The sequence below is a fragment of the Xenorhabdus sp. PR6a genome (assembly GCF_028599065.1).
Classification (GTDB): Bacteria; Pseudomonadota; Gammaproteobacteria; order Enterobacterales; family Enterobacteriaceae; genus Xenorhabdus; species Xenorhabdus doucetiae.
The window spans coordinates 1-14,492 of the sequence record NZ_JAQRFJ010000031.1; the positions used below are offsets into that span (position 1 = coordinate 1).

Annotated in this window: 12 protein-coding genes and 3 pseudogenes; 9 read left to right on the top strand and 6 right to left on the bottom strand. The window is 42.1% G+C overall.

All coding sequences use genetic code 11. The features are described 5' to 3' along the window. Positions 1-491: pseudogene (locus PSI15_RS09990) on the top strand (transposase); the annotation flags it as partial. A gap of 29 nt (positions 492-520) precedes the next feature. Here PSI15_RS09990 and PSI15_RS09995 read toward each other — a convergent pair. Continuing rightward, positions 521-817 (bottom strand): annotated as a pseudogene (locus tag PSI15_RS09995) (recombinase family protein); the annotation flags it as partial. Here PSI15_RS09995 and PSI15_RS10000 point away from each other — a divergent pair. The 4 genes and pseudogenes from PSI15_RS10000 to PSI15_RS10015 form a co-directional block, all read left to right on the top strand. Continuing rightward, a pseudogene (locus tag PSI15_RS10000) lies at positions 818-1,033 on the top strand (Tn3 family transposase); the annotation flags it as partial. It lies immediately after the preceding pseudogene. Positions 1,034-1,259: 226 nt separating this feature from the next. Beyond that, positions 1,260-1,448, top strand: coding sequence for a hypothetical protein (locus PSI15_RS10005; protein WP_273583406.1), 189 nt, complete (start codon positions 1,260-1,262; stop codon positions 1,446-1,448). 246 nt (positions 1,449-1,694) lie between these two features. Then, complete coding sequence (abiEi, locus tag PSI15_RS10010; RefSeq protein ID WP_273583407.1) at positions 1,695-2,228, top strand: type IV toxin-antitoxin system AbiEi family antitoxin; 534 nt, start codon at positions 1,695-1,697, stop codon at positions 2,226-2,228. After that, the gene (locus PSI15_RS10015; protein ID WP_273583408.1) at positions 2,221-3,141 is read left to right on the top strand and encodes a nucleotidyl transferase AbiEii/AbiGii toxin family protein; all 921 of its coding nucleotides are present in this window, start codon (positions 2,221-2,223) and stop codon (positions 3,139-3,141) included. The genes abiEi and PSI15_RS10015 overlap by 8 nt, the downstream gene beginning before the upstream one ends. On the opposite strand, the gene PSI15_RS10020 is transcribed toward PSI15_RS10015, so the two are convergent. The 4 genes from PSI15_RS10020 to PSI15_RS18595 all read right to left on the bottom strand — a co-directional run bounded on the left by PSI15_RS10020 (position 3,131) and on the right by PSI15_RS18595 (position 4,764). Further along, positions 3,131-3,346, bottom strand: a complete 216-nt coding sequence (locus PSI15_RS10020) for a hypothetical protein (protein WP_273583409.1) — start codon at positions 3,344-3,346, stop codon at positions 3,131-3,133. The genes PSI15_RS10015 and PSI15_RS10020 overlap by 11 nt on opposite strands. A gap of 218 nt (positions 3,347-3,564) precedes the next feature. After that, a complete protein-coding gene (locus PSI15_RS10025; protein ID WP_273583410.1) occupies positions 3,565-3,735 on the bottom strand; it encodes a hypothetical protein in 171 nt (56 codons plus the stop codon). 156 nt (positions 3,736-3,891) lie between these two features. Next, positions 3,892-4,422 carry a hypothetical protein gene (locus PSI15_RS10030; RefSeq protein WP_273583411.1) on the bottom strand — a complete coding sequence of 177 codons (531 nt, stop codon included), beginning with the start codon at positions 4,420-4,422 and terminating at the stop codon, positions 3,892-3,894. Positions 4,423-4,620: 198 nt separating this feature from the next. Further along, complete coding sequence (locus tag PSI15_RS18595) at positions 4,621-4,764, bottom strand: helix-turn-helix domain-containing protein (RefSeq protein WP_443256083.1); 144 nt, start codon at positions 4,762-4,764, stop codon at positions 4,621-4,623. A 195-nt stretch (positions 4,765-4,959) separates the two neighbouring features. Between PSI15_RS18595 and PSI15_RS10040 the strand changes: the two genes are divergently transcribed. After that, on the top strand, positions 4,960-6,075 hold the full coding sequence (locus tag PSI15_RS10040) for a tyrosine-type recombinase/integrase (protein WP_273583412.1): 1,116 nt from the start codon (positions 4,960-4,962) through the stop codon (positions 6,073-6,075). A 5-nt stretch (positions 6,076-6,080) separates the two neighbouring features. Here PSI15_RS10040 and PSI15_RS10045 read toward each other — a convergent pair whose 3' ends face one another. After that, on the bottom strand, positions 6,081-6,467 hold the full coding sequence (locus PSI15_RS10045; protein WP_273583413.1) for a helix-turn-helix domain-containing protein: 387 nt from the start codon (positions 6,465-6,467) through the stop codon (positions 6,081-6,083). Between the two features lie 605 nt (positions 6,468-7,072). Between PSI15_RS10045 and PSI15_RS10050 the strand changes: the two genes are divergently transcribed. The 3 genes from PSI15_RS10050 to dnaE all read left to right on the top strand — a co-directional run bounded on the left by PSI15_RS10050 (position 7,073) and on the right by dnaE (position 14,467). After that, positions 7,073-9,268 (top strand): cobaltochelatase CobT-related protein, encoded by a 2,196-nt coding sequence (locus PSI15_RS10050; protein ID WP_273583414.1) that lies wholly within the window; start codon positions 7,073-7,075, stop codon positions 9,266-9,268. 171 nt (positions 9,269-9,439) lie between these two features. After that, positions 9,440-10,765 carry an AAA family ATPase gene (locus PSI15_RS10055; RefSeq protein ID WP_273583415.1) on the top strand — a complete coding sequence of 442 codons (1,326 nt, stop codon included), beginning with the start codon at positions 9,440-9,442 and terminating at the stop codon, positions 10,763-10,765. A 165-nt stretch (positions 10,766-10,930) separates the two neighbouring features. Continuing rightward, positions 10,931-14,467, top strand: a complete 3,537-nt coding sequence (gene dnaE, locus PSI15_RS10060; RefSeq protein ID WP_273583416.1) for a DNA polymerase III subunit alpha — start codon at positions 10,931-10,933, stop codon at positions 14,465-14,467. Positions 14,468-14,492 lie beyond the last annotated feature (25 nt).

The following is a 14,492-nucleotide window of genomic DNA, read 5'->3' on the forward strand; positions in this document are numbered from 1 at the left end:
AAAAGATGGAATATCAATTACTTGACCGCATGAGTTGGCAACGTTTTTGTCGTTTGACCGATGTCATTAATATTCCAGATCGCAATACCATTTGGTATTTCGAAAAACGGATTGGTCAGGAAGGTGCCAGGGCGTTGTTTGACGAGGCGAAGCATCAGCTTTCGGCACAGGGATTCATCCCTCGTGGCGGCCAAATCATTGATGCCACGTTGATTCCGGTTCCTAAGCAACACAATAAGAAAGAAGAGAATGAACAAATCCGTCAGGGTAACCCCCCTGATGGCTGGACAAAAAACAAACGATGTCAGAAAGATACGGAGGCAACCTGGACGAAAAAACACGGTAAAAGTTATTTTGGCTATAAACTGACCATTAATGTCGATGCAAAATATAAAGTGATCCGTCACATCGCGACAGGCACCGCCTCCGCCCATGATAGCCAGTTTTTTGAAGCCGTTCTGGACCAGTCAAATAGGGGTCAGTTTGGATATCGAAAATTATTGTACGTTAAGACTACTTTTTAATCAGATACCACTTCTTTATAAAGAGCCTGGATGCGGCAAACTTGCGAAGCGCTGTAGCCCGTCGCATCTGCGGTTTCACGAATACTCAGTTTCTTAATCTGGCGGTAGTACAGCACTTTCTGGTGACGCTCAATATCGGCTTGTTTACCCCGATATTTACCCAGTGTATGCGCCCGTTCAATCCCCTGTTTTTGCCGCTGGCGACGACTCAGCCAGTCCTTATGTGACATCGTGGCCATCAGATCGATAAGCATGTTATTGATGGCTGTTATCACCGCGCGGGTGATTGGGTCGCCGTTGTACTGTGGAACACCATCTATATGCAAGCTGCATTAGAGCATGTAGAACGGCAAGGTGAAACGCTAAAAGATGAAGACATTGCAAGGCTATCACCACTAAGCCATAAGCATGTCAATATGTTGGGGCATTACTCATTTACATTAGCTGAACAGGTGTTAAACGGTGAGTTAAGGCCACTTAAACAGCCGTCACAGGATGATTTTGCTTAGCGTACGTTTTCGTTCCATTGGGCTTCAGACCCCTTCCCTGAACAATCATGTTTGTTTTGCTATTGGATAGTAATGTGTTTATTTACCGAAGGTTATTTGATCAATGAAAATGACAACGTAAAAGAAGCTTACTCTATGGCTGATATACAACATACCCAGATTCACCTTAAACTTACATGCTTTGATACATTTTCTGTTCCTGAAACTATCTTTCAGGAGGTGCATTATGTATAAGCAGCCTATTTCATTGACCCAAGCTATGCACCAGACTGGTTTGGCTACCTCTTTATTCTACGTTATTCTCGAAAAAGCCAAAGATGAGTGTTCAATCGACTTAAATAACCTGATTGCGCTGGCGTGTGATATTAATCAAGAAGTTTATAATGCACTTGTGGCAGTGGTTTATGATGAATAGGCCATAGAATTGCAATACTAGAACCGCATACAAGGTCGTAGCGGTTCTTAGCAATTTCGCCGTAAATCCTCGCCCGATAGGGCGGTGAGAAGTCACTTTAACCTCTATTAAGAATATTTCCCTTCACACATATCAACAATCTCCACGCTGAGTTAATTTACTTTCTGTTATGTGCGGATATAATTGCTATATGATTATCTATACACAAAACACCCTTTAAAGGGGTTTTAATGTGGAGGTATTGAAATGGATAAGATTACTGCAATTAAAACATTAGACAAATTCAGCAAGATGGGGAAAAACATTTTTCTCTTGCAGGATTTGCAAGTCATTTTTTCTGATGAAGCACCACGAGCATTGAAAAAATCCATTGATCGTCTTATCAAGGCGGGGTTGTTGGTACGCATCACCAAAGGTGTTTATGCAAATACACGCGCGAGTCTAGGTGCCTATCCATTGGAGAGCATCGTAATCAATATTCGCCGCGGCGAATACAGCTACATTAGTCTGGAATCAGCATTGTCCCAATATGGGGTTATCTCCCAAATCCCCATCGGCAGACTCACTATTATGTCTACCGGCAGATCTGGTGAATTTGAAACACCGTGGGGCGTCATTGAGATCACACACACAAATAAGAAACCGAGCGAAATCCTGAAAGGAACTCTGGAAAACCGTGGGCCAATGCGTATCGCAAGAAAAGAAACTGCCCTGCGTGATTTAAAGAGAGTGGGCAGAAACACACACCTGATTCAAAGAGAGGAATTAGGCCATGCCTGATAAAACCGATTTTAATATTCTTGTCGATGAAATCGTTACACAGGACGGGCTTGCCAACATCAGACCTGTCGTTGAGAAAGAGCTGCTGCACTATGACATTTTGTATTGTATGGCTAAAGATGGTTTGCTGAGGCAGCTTACCTTTCAGGGTGGAACGTCTCTAAGGCTCTGCTATGATTCCAGCCGATTCAGTGAAGATTTGGATTTTGCAGGTGGTCGTGACTTTTGTTCGGCAGATCTGAGTAGGATTAAAGAGAGCGTCGAAAGCTATCTCGGCACACGCTATGGTCTTGAAGTTACCGTAAAGGAACCTAATGAACTCAGAAAAGAGCCAGAATATGCTGATGTGAAAATCGATAAATGGCAAATTTCTGTCACAACAGCCCCAGAGCGTAAGGACTTGCCAAAGCAGCGCATCAAAATTGAGATTGCTAACATCCCAGCCTATACAAAGAATCCGCGCCCATTAAAGCGTAATTACCCTGTGTTGCCTGATGGTTATTCCGAAACTATCGTGTTGGTAGAAGAGCTAACAGAAATCATGGCGGATAAATTGGTTTCATTCCCTGCGACCACGAAGCATATTCGTTATCGTGACATGTGGGATTTAATCTGGCTGAAACAGCAGGGAGTTGAGCCAGACACCAATCTGATCGAGCGCAAGATATCGGATTATCATTTAACTGATTTTGACGAACTGTTACAGTCACGATTGAACTCGATTGAAAACCTTATCGCTTCAGACACCTTTCAGGATGAAATGAAGCGATTTATTCCTGCGCCAGTTTACAACAGGACTATCGGGCAAACAGACTTCGTGCGTTATCTCGAAATCTCTCTGAAAGAATTACTCACTACAATTCAAAGGGAGTTGTACTCACCAGCAGCCAACTCTGTTCCTTTTAAAATGTGACGTTTACTCTCTCGAACGCCTGACAGTTATTCATTTTTAAGGTGTCACTGTCAGTCTTACTTAACTGTTTATTTTTTCTAAAATATTTTACATCAGAAATTACATGCCTATGGACATGCTCAGGTTTAGCTTGAAGCTCGTCATTTTCAATAGCGACCATCTCTTTTACGCTATCAAGAAGATCTGCAAATAATTTCTTATCCATAAAATTACCTCATTGATGAATAAGTTAACCGCCAAAGGCGGTTTTTTATTTCAGAAGATTCAGCAGGCCACGGGTGTCAATTGGAATTGTTACCTTTTTACAATCTGGATTTGAATCGGAAAATAACTATATTGATATTGTAAAAAGCCGCAATTAAGCGGTGCCTGGAAGTAAAAAACCCGCACAATGGCGGGCATGTTGATTGCTATTCACAAAATTTATGCAGCTTTTTGATGATGCTTACTTTTGCCTTGAAGTTCAACTTCTGGTTTGTCTGCAAACATTGCTGGAGCAGCTTTAATCAACAAGTCAACAGCGGCACCCATAGCAGTATATACCTGCTGCGTATCAAACTTGACGTCTTTCATGGTTGCTTTTTGCTTTGACATAATTACTCCTAAAGAGATTATTCTCCTCAATGGTTTATTAAACCATGTGGAATACTAACATTAGTAAGCTTCTCCGTGCGGAATAAGTTATTAACTAATGTTTAATTGGCCATCGTATCCTATCACTATACATTCTAGTGTCTAGTCTTTTTTTTATCAAATTGCAAGTTTTTTAAACACAGTTTCGAGAACAGTTACATTAGCCTCCATGTATCCACACTTAAGCATATCAAATCCATAAGATCTGTAGTAAGGTATCACCTCTTCAACAGGTTCAATGACTCGAACATACTTACCTTTCGTAGCTCCGCAAAACAAATAAGCGGCCATTAAGGTAAGCTGAAACATCTTTCCATACAAAGGATGGGCAGGGTCGTTCCGACAGAAGTTCTCTATCATATGAATTTCGAATATTTGCTCATCTACAGAATATGTGCACAAAGCCAATCCGGCGGGCGGCCCTTGTACATGTCCACATTCTACTAGTTTGATACAGAACTCAAACTTATCCTCTCTGTTTCCTACTCTAGACAAACTATCATCCCAGCAAAGTTCACCATAGCCACGAGACAAGACGATATAGTCATCGTCTGAAATATCTCCCACAGCTAAGTTGAGGCCAAGGATATCAACAATAGCCTGAATGTTATTTCTCACTACAGATCCGATATGTTCAAGGTTAAACATTCATTATCTCTCGTTTTTGATTGGTTAAAACATTTTACATTTTTTTGCTCTTGTTTTATATGCAAACTCAAGCTTTATTCATATGACATGATGACTAAACAGTTACTGGATATGGTGAAAAAATAATTTCGGAAGTTGCTCAATTTATCTTGTGTCAGGTCTGAGTTGATACAATACAATCGTTGGATTCTCTATGCCTCATGCCCTAGCATAACGAGCTAACATATTGATACTTGCTTTATCAACGTTTGATTCCATTCGGCTAACTGTAGAGGGATTAACCCCCATAATTTTGGCGATCTCTTGACGTGTTAACCCTGGATGTTCCCACCATGTTTGCAAAGTTTCTCTTAACCGCTTTTTTCTTGTTTCTTTTTCGTAAGCTCTTCGGGAATTCTTGGAGGTTTTTGGTCTGGTCTTTCATCCATTTTTCATAAAAACTCCCCCCTGAGACTCCAGACTTGGTTAGTCTGGAGTCTCATCTATTTTTGGACTATATTTGCTCTTATAAAATAACTTAAATAAATAGGGTAAAAAATGAATAAGCATGAAAATAATGAGTCATATAACAAGGCTGAACATGTCGGAAAAACAACCATAGATTATATAAATGAAGTAAGTATTACATCACTTATTACATTGGAAAATAGAGCCGATAGTAATCGGTTAGTAAAAGATATTATAATGATATGGTTAAAGGTTTCCTTATTTTTAACACGCAGAAGGCCGGAGATTGCTGTTTCAGCATTACTTAATCATGTCATACCTATAATTGGTAGTACTGATATTAAACAATGTAACAAAATTAGATTGAACAGAGTATTTAATCACTTACTTGCCGAAGGTAAGGTAAATGAGGCAAAAAGAGTCTTCGCATTAACCAAGCAATTCCTGTCATGGTGCGAACACCAAGGCTACATAGAACATAATCCGTTGGCTTCTATGACACGTAAAGATGTAGGCGGGAAAACGCCTGAGCCAAGAAGTCGTTCACTCTCTGATGCCGAAATATGGTGCTTTTGGCACGGCCTTGATATGTGGGATTTCAGTGAACAAATCAGGTGGGGACTAAGATTTTGTTTGTTAAGCGCCAGAAGACCTGATGAGGTATTCAGAGCGGCCAAGTCAGAGTTTAATTTAGACTCCGGTATATGGAGACAAGGGAGTCGAAACAAGTCACGCCGTGACCACACTCTGCCAATCAGCCCCTTAATGCGCGTGTGCCTTGATAACCTCTTTGCCAGTACACCAAATAGCGTGTGGCTTTGCCCATCGCCTAAAAATGCCTCTCACCCAATGTCGAAAGGCGCACCAGCTCAGGCAATCCGTAGAATGATTCGCGACAGTGCTCACTTTGGTTTGGACGAATTTACGCCGCGTGACTTACGACGAACTGCCAGAACAAAACTGGCGTCGTTAGAGGTACGGAACGATGTATCCCGTAAAGTTATGAATCATGCGCTTGAGGGTATCGATAGAGTGTACGACAGACACGATTACTTTGAACAGATGAGGGATGCTTTGACGTTGTATTCTGGTGAGATAAAACAGATTGTTAATACTGGATCATACAGAGAATTGAGCCATGATTTCGAGGTTGGCGGATTGAAGCTACCACCAACTTCGAAAGTCTATTGTGAAGTAGAAAACTAACCTTGCTAACCTTGAGAGATGCCTGATTTGATGAATTCATCGGCTTTCATAATTGCTACTGTGCTATCGGCAATCTCACCACCTCGAAATTGACGGTAAGCATTTAACACTTGTGCTTCATCGGCAGAAAGAACATCAGAATTGCGGGTATAGATACCAAAGATATCAGGGTATCTAGCCTGCATTACCACACGGAAGAGAATGCCCTCATCCAGATTTAACGCTTTTGCGAAAGCCGGGATTTTCTCAGGCGGGAAAAGCATTTTTCCTGATTTCAACATGGAAATATTATTATGCGCGGAGTACCCGACCTCTTCCGCAATTTGAGCCTGCGACTTTCCACTTGCTATAATCGCGGCTGTCAGAAAGTCACCAATTACGTTTTTACTCATTATTTTGCCTTATCTACTGGAATTTTTATACTTAATATGCTTTTGTAACAATATACACTTTAAGAAATATATAAGTAAATACATATCTACGTGAGGTTATGGAGTGAATCGATAAAACGGACTAATCTGTGTTGTAGAACAAGAAATTAGATGAAACTTTCTATTTTCACTTGCGAGAATAAAAATCATTGCCTTTTTTATTAGGTAATTTATATAATTATAATCCTAAAGACATATAACATATAATATACTTAGTAAGTAAATAATTACGTACAGTTGAGGCATTCATCATTATGGTAACCGTAGCAAATAACGTTAACAGTGTAAGAGTTGGTCATTCAATTATATTGACCGAAGATGAATTTGCCGAAGTGGTTACTGAATTTTCTGATGCTATGAAGACGGTTTTCTCTGGCGAGAATCTGATCATACATTCGATCATTGTAGGTAAGACAGCATACAGCATTGCAGATAACGGTTCAGTCAGAGTCCTTTCTCGTATTTTTTAGCACACAACCTAAGTAAAAAAAAGCGTATAGCTTGACTGCCTATACGCTTTTTTTATTATTTTGGCACACAGAGCATCAATCAAAAGGCAAAATGCGATGAAAAAAACCAGTAAAATACGACCGGAAGTTTTGTCGTTCAGAGAATCAGTTCAAACGGTGGTCAGTCTACTTTCTTCTAAGAAAATCAGAGTAGTAGACTTCGGCGATCAAGCATACTGCGCGTATAACAAAAAGACTGGCGAAGTAGAATATATCAATATACCGTCGATACCAGACACAGCCTCGGACAATCTATTGAACGCTATTCGTGGCTTTATCGATCATGAAGTCGCACATGTTCTATTCACCGATCCGTCGATGGCAAAAAAAATGGAGGGTAAAAAAGCTCACCAAGTTTGGAATGTCATCGAAGATACCTACATTGAGCGAAAAATGGCGCTCATTTTCACCGGCAGCAAACAAAACCTGCTGAAAACCCAAAAACATATTATCGAAAACCACTTTAAGCACAACATCGCCGCCTATATCAAGCACTATGGGGGTGATACCAACTTGTTATTTTTAAATGTATTTTTAATGCCAGTTTCTCGCGCAATGTGCGGTCATATCCCTTTTGTAGACTTTATGGAACCCTATTGGGATATGTTTGAAGACGAAATGTCCGTACTTGACTCTATTCGCTACAGAGCACGCTTAAACCGAATCAACAGCTCTGAAGGATCTACTAAGTTGGCCGCAGACCTACTCCGCGCTTTCCGTGAAGCTAAGAAGTCAGAAGATGCGGCATTTGAGGAAGAATCATCAGATTATGACAAAAAAGATGGTACGTATTTAGATACATATTTTGAAGAAAATAATAAGGGAGGTCTTGATGATTTCCCACCAGAAAAATTAGACGATACCATCGGTGAACACGAGAAAAATGGCTCAGCTAGTATTAGCACTGAAATAACTCGGAAGCCTAAAAAAAACACGATGTTTGAGCATTCATCTCATGATCGGGAGTCAGATAATGATGAATCAGAACTTATAGACAGTGACAATGAGATGCCTGGTTCAAACGACAAAAACCGCGATTCTTCTGAATCAACAAGTAGCTCTGATTTTGATATTGGTGGCGATAGTCACATGGACGGAAGCGGTCGTAAAGGAGACGAAGTTGAGTCTCACGAAACCGATAAAAAAGACGAACACGATGAAATTCATCCCGACGATGAAAAGCTCACAGAACGCGATTTAGAAGAATTGGACTCTGAGGATGCCCCTGAGACAATAAGCACCGAGGATGTAACAAGTGCAATGATCTCTGATGAAATTAAGTCAGTTAAAAGTGGTTCGTATACGCCATACACCCGCGCCAACGACTTTATGGGGCTTCTGGAAAATGCAGAAGCCTTTATCAGAAAAGGCGGAACTGTTGGTAGTGCCGCTTGGGTTGGAAAGTGTACCACCTACTATGGACTGGATGAAAAAAGAGATCTTGCTATTTTCAGACGTGACGTCGAACCTTATCTATCCAACAAGTCTCAAACTTTATCAAAAGATCTCGAACGTGCGATTGCAAGCAAAAACCGAGTACAGAAAGTAAATGGTTTGCGCCGTGGCAAAATCAACTCATCAAGTCTTTGGAAAATTACCGTACCGTCAATCAACGACGACCGCGTATTCTCAAAGAAATATGACCACAAGGCGGTAAACGCGGCGGTTCAAATTGTCATTGACCTTTCTGGTTCTATGGGTGGAACACGTATTGAGCTGGCGGTTGCTTCCGCCTATGCGCTGTCTGATGCACTGGATAAAATTCGCGTACCGAATCTTATTTCTGGATTCACAACTGTCGGATGTATGGACGGTGCTATTTCAGCTAATCGATATGAACCTCTGTTTTTACCTACACTCAAAAATTGGAATGAAAAAGCCAACTCTACAACCTGTATGGGTCGATTAGGAGCTGTTGTTGATAGTATTCCTCTGTGTAATAACGTTGACGGCGAAAGCATATTGGCACTTTCGCGACACCACGCTGGCAGAACAGAAGACAAGCAAATTATGCTCGTTTTATCTGATGGAGCGCCTTGTGCTAAAGGAAACGGCTTTGGCAAGCATTTGGTTGAAGTTGCGGAGTTTCTAACGTCAACCGCTAACTTAGAGTTATTAGCTGTTGGAATACAAACTGATGATCCTGCGCGCTATTATAAATACCACACACGAGTTGATTCCGTGGAGGATTTACCTAAAACAGTCATAACAGGAATCCGCAACGTTTTACTTGGAAACGGTATCGTTTTCTAACTTCAAGCCTATGTATTTTTAGAAGCCGTGCTCCCATAGTATTTAAAGAGATTCTTCATAATTATTAACCTCTAAATTAACATAGGTATCTGGTTACTTATCTAATTTCTTTCTGTAAGATATATATAAGTTTTAACAATAACACCAACACAAATTAAGGTTATACAGAAAATGTCAAAAGTCAGCGAATCATCTGCGGTTGATACCCCAAAAATTACGCCTATTCATTGTGCTCTCTGCGGTGCTCCTGAGCTGTTAATGAAGACGCATTTCATGCCAAGACCAGAAGACGGCTCATTAAAGTGTCCTGAGCATCCAAAATACAAAAACGGCGAACCGATGAATCCTGACGATGCTCTGGCTGAATACAAACGCCTCTATCCTTACAAGGAAACCGTTTCTACTTCAGCGTTAAGAGCTGCCGAATCTAAAATGAAAGCTAAAGAAGCCACTGATCATTCCAAAGTAGGTATGGCAACAACAGCCACAGAAACTTCTGGTACTGGCTCGCCAGAAGCAACGGTAACGCATACTCACGGTAACGCAGGTGTAACTGAATACACCACTGAAAAAGCAGCTCTGCATGAGGTTCTTGGACTTCCTGCGGGGCACCTGATGAATGCTTTGGGAAAACCAATCATTACAGATATTTTTATCAACCGACCGTTTCCTGAATTCGTGCCGGAAGTTAACAAGGCTTATGTTTTTAATGACGTTGAGTTAATTAAAGATGTTCTGATGATGTTCACCACAGGTATGCCTGGTTATTTATGGGGTCACGCCGGTACTGGTAAATCATCACTGCCAACGCAAATCGCGGCACGTCTTGGGCGCCCTATCATTCGTTCACAACACACGGCATCAACCGAAGAATCTCATATCACTGGTCAGATCCTTGCAAAAGATGGCCGCACATACTTTGAACCGGGCTTATTAACCTTGGCAATGAAACATGGTTTTATCTATCTGGCCGACGAATACGACTTTGCCTACCCACAAATCTTGTCACTGTATCAGCCAGTGTTAGAGGGTGAACCGCTGATCCTGAAAGAAGCGACACCAGAATGGCGTAGAACGGTTCGACACAAACATTTTGCATTCTTAGCTACCGGCAACACAAACGGCTCTGGCGACGAAACGGGTCTGTACCAAGGAACAAACCAGCAAAACGCCGCAAACTACTCACGTTTTGCTCTGGTTTCAAAAGTCGAATACATGCCGGAAGCACAAGAAATTGCAATTTTGGTTGCCAACGGTATACCTGAACAACTTGCTAAAAAATTGGTGAATTTCGCCAAACGTTGTCGCGAGGCTTATGAAGCTCATGAAATCGCCCAACCTATCGGCCCTCGTGAATTACTGAATGCCGGCACAATCGGTGTAATGCGTAACGATCCGATTCTTGGCTTGACGAAAGCCTACATCAATAAACTCCCATCTGCGTCAGCCGTTGCCGCGCTTGAATTTGCACAACGCTTATTCGGAAAAGCAGCATGATTGGGTGCTTCGGCTCAATTCTAACCGCCTCCGAAAAATCGCTTATCTGTCAGTCTTGTCCTCACAGAGAGGCGTGTCACGTTGAGGCTCAAAAAAGAATGATCGCTATATTCGGTAAATTTGAGTGTTTCCCTATGGATGGCAGAAGCACACGAGGTAAAAAGAATGCAAGCTCTACTCATAAGAACTGATTTTTCATTAGGTGAATCTACCATCAAGGCGGCTAATGCTGTTCAAATCGCAAAGGACAAAGGCTACAAAGCGATTATATCCTCTGATACCATGAATATATCCGCTGTTATCCCAATGCAAATGGCGGCTTCTGAGAACGTTTCAGTCATACTCGGCACACGTCTGGTTATCGTGGATAATCCTTTTATTGAATCCGAAAACAAAGAACGTAAGGAAAAAGGGGAAGAATTACTGCCCATTGATCGTGACTTTGGTTATTCGTTTATCGCTATGGCGAAGAATGAACAGGGGTTCTCTGATCTATGCTCTTTACTGAGCTACGGCTATGAGCGAAATCAGTTTTATAAAATCCCACGTTTAGATCTGTCGCAACTCATTGAAGCGTACAGCAAAGGCAATATTGTTTTAATGACAGCGGATTTTGACAGTGTGTTTCGTCGGCGTGACCATGTGGCTGTAATGGAAAAATTGGCATCCGTAAACCGTGAGGATTTATACGCAGCCGTTTACCCAATGAGTTCGCCTTTCTTCGACCAGATTAATATCAAATCATCTATCACAGCGGAAATTCTATCTTTAAAGCGCGTTGCTTTTTATCCGGCCTATTACGAATCTTCTGACGATGCCGATCTTAAAGATATTGCATATCAGGTGTGTAACAACGTCAAATCCGACCAAGTACACCGCATGAGAATACCTTATGTGCGTGACAATGCGATTAACGACCGTTTTCAGATGCTTAAGCATCTGAAAGAATTCAATGAGAGAACCGGAACAGCCGTCTCCCCTGCTATGGTTTCAACAACACAGGATGAAATTATAGGCAAATGTAATTATCGCTGGCACAAGATGGATGTTGCATTACCGAAAATGGCAGAGGATGAGGCTAACACGCTGAAAGTGTTAGCCATTGATGGATTAAAAACAAAACTGGTCAGCAAATCCTTTGGCTACACACCACCTAAAGCACAGTGGCCGGAATACATTAGTCGCATGAAATATGAGTTGGAGGCGCTGACTCGTTTAGGGTTTTGCGGTTACTTCCTCATGGTTTCCGATTTGATGCAACACTCTATCAAGACAAAAATACCTGTCGGAGCTGGCCGTGGTTCTGTAGGTGGTTCATTGGTTGCATGGTGCGTGGGTATTACCGATGTAGATCCAATCCGACACGGTTTGCTTTTTGAACGTTTCATTAACCCTGAACGTCTGGATTTACCCGATGCTGACTTGGACTTTTCACAATCTAAACGTCACCTTGCAATTAAATATCTGTACGAAAAATACGGCGAAGATTATGTTGCTGGTATTGTCAACTATTCCTATCTTGGAGCGGCCTCTGCTATACGTGATTCTGCGAGGATCTTTAACGTTCCTACCGCTGATTTAGCAGTATCAAAAGAAGTGGGTTGGGCTGTCAAAGATGGTGATGATTTGCCGCTTGAAGAATTGCGTTCTGAGCTTGCTTCTCTGGATAAATACGCAACCAAATACCCTAAAGCATTTGAATCAGCTTGTAAGTTAAAAAACATGATGCGTAGTTATGGCCGTCACGCAGCCGGCATGATTGTTTCCAGTGTACCAATCCGTGAACGAGCGGTGATTGAACGTCGTGGTGACGAGCGTGTAATCAATTGGGATAAGCGCCATTGTGAAGACATGGGGTTAATCAAATTAGACGTCTTAGGGTTGGCTACACTCGATTTATTGCAATTAGCTATCGATTATATCGACGAACGTCACGGGGCTGGTGTGGTGCGTCTCAATGAAGTGTCACTCGATGAAAGCAAGGTAATGGAAAACTTTGCCAATGGCCGGACTAAAGGTGTATTCCAGCTTGAATCCGCTCCTATGCGTAAGCTTCTAAAAGATTTGGGCGGTGGCGTAGATCCAATCTCATTTGAGACTATCGTTGCGACAACCGCACTGTTTCGACCGGGACCTATTCAATCAGGCATGTTAGACACGTTCGTTTCAGTAGCGAAAGGCTTCACTGAGCTGGCGTCACTTCACCCTAAACTTGACGAACTCACGAAAGAAACCAATGGCGTTATTCTCTATCAGGAACAGACCATGAAAACGGTGCAGATCCTTGGCGGATTTACTTTGGCTGAGGCTGATGCTGTCCGTAAAGCGATTGGTAAAAAGGACGCCGCTAAAATGGCATCTATGGGTGAGTTATTTAAAGCTCAGGCTGGAGCTGGCTGGATCGATGTTCTGTTTGAAGATGGCTCGATAATAACCGTTCACAGAGCGGAACACTTCAAGTGCGGCGACAATAAACTCACCATTGAGAATGCCTTGGCGGCCGATATTGAGATTCGCATTGACGATAAACGGGTTAAAGGCATTATAGCCGGCTCTGAACAGGCTGGACTGTCGAAAGAAAAAGCAAATGAGATTTGGGATGCACTGGAAAAGAACGGTGCGTATCAGTTCAACAAGTCACATTCCGTTGCGTATACCCTGATTAGCTATCAATCAATGTGGCTGAAGACCTTCTATCCGGCAGAATTCTTCGCCGCCGCCATCACGATTTTAGGCGAGGACAAACATCAGGATTTGGTGGCTGATGCGCTGGATTACGGCATTTCCATTCTTCCGCCAGATATCAATATTTCCAGTCATCGTATGGAAATCAGAGACATCGATGGGTGCCCTACTTTGTTCGCTCCTTTCAGTGCTGTCAAAGGTTGTTCGTCGAACGGAAGTAACGCCATTGTTGAAGCCAGAAATAAACTCGGTGGTAAGGTTGAAAACAAGGCTCAGTTCGTCAAGGTTGTAAACAAACGCTCTTGCAATGCGCGAGTCATTGAATCGCTGGATCTAGTCGGAGCATTCGCCTCTATCGAAGCAGACCAACCGTCAGCATCTGATGAATCTCGTCGTAAAAATCAGGCTGAGTTGATGGGTAACTTGGTTATCGAGGCGGTTAAAACATCCCGTGAGTTTGTCATGGATGAAAAGAAAAACGCCAATATTAACCTACTGATGAATCGTGTTTCTTCCGAGACAGGTTTAACCGATAGCTTGGTTCGACCGCGTACTGGCAGAAAGCCGAAATTCATGATCATCCTTGATGGCGCGAGTAAAGGTGATGTGAATAACGGGGCATTCATGGAATCCGGCTATAACGAATTCAAAGCTATTTTGACAAACGCCGGTTTCCTTATGGGTGATATTTATATTACTGGTGTGTTGAAAAAGCCGAAAGATGAGGGGGCGAAAACATATTCCAAAGAGGATATTTCAGCTTTCACTGATTACATGAAAGCCGAGCTTGAAATCGCGAAACCTACTTATATTCTGGCTTGTGGTAGCTTGGCTTCCTCACTTTTCAACCACAAATCAAAACCCTCAGATTTAGTCGGCAGAAAGGAATACTTCGCGGATATGGATGCCACGGTGTTCTATGCATTCAACCCTAATATTCTCTATTTCCGACCAGAAGAAGACGAAAAGCTAATCAAGATTGTCGAAGAAGTTGCCGCCGCAATAAACGAGAGTTAACCACCTGTAAAACCGTTCAGATTGG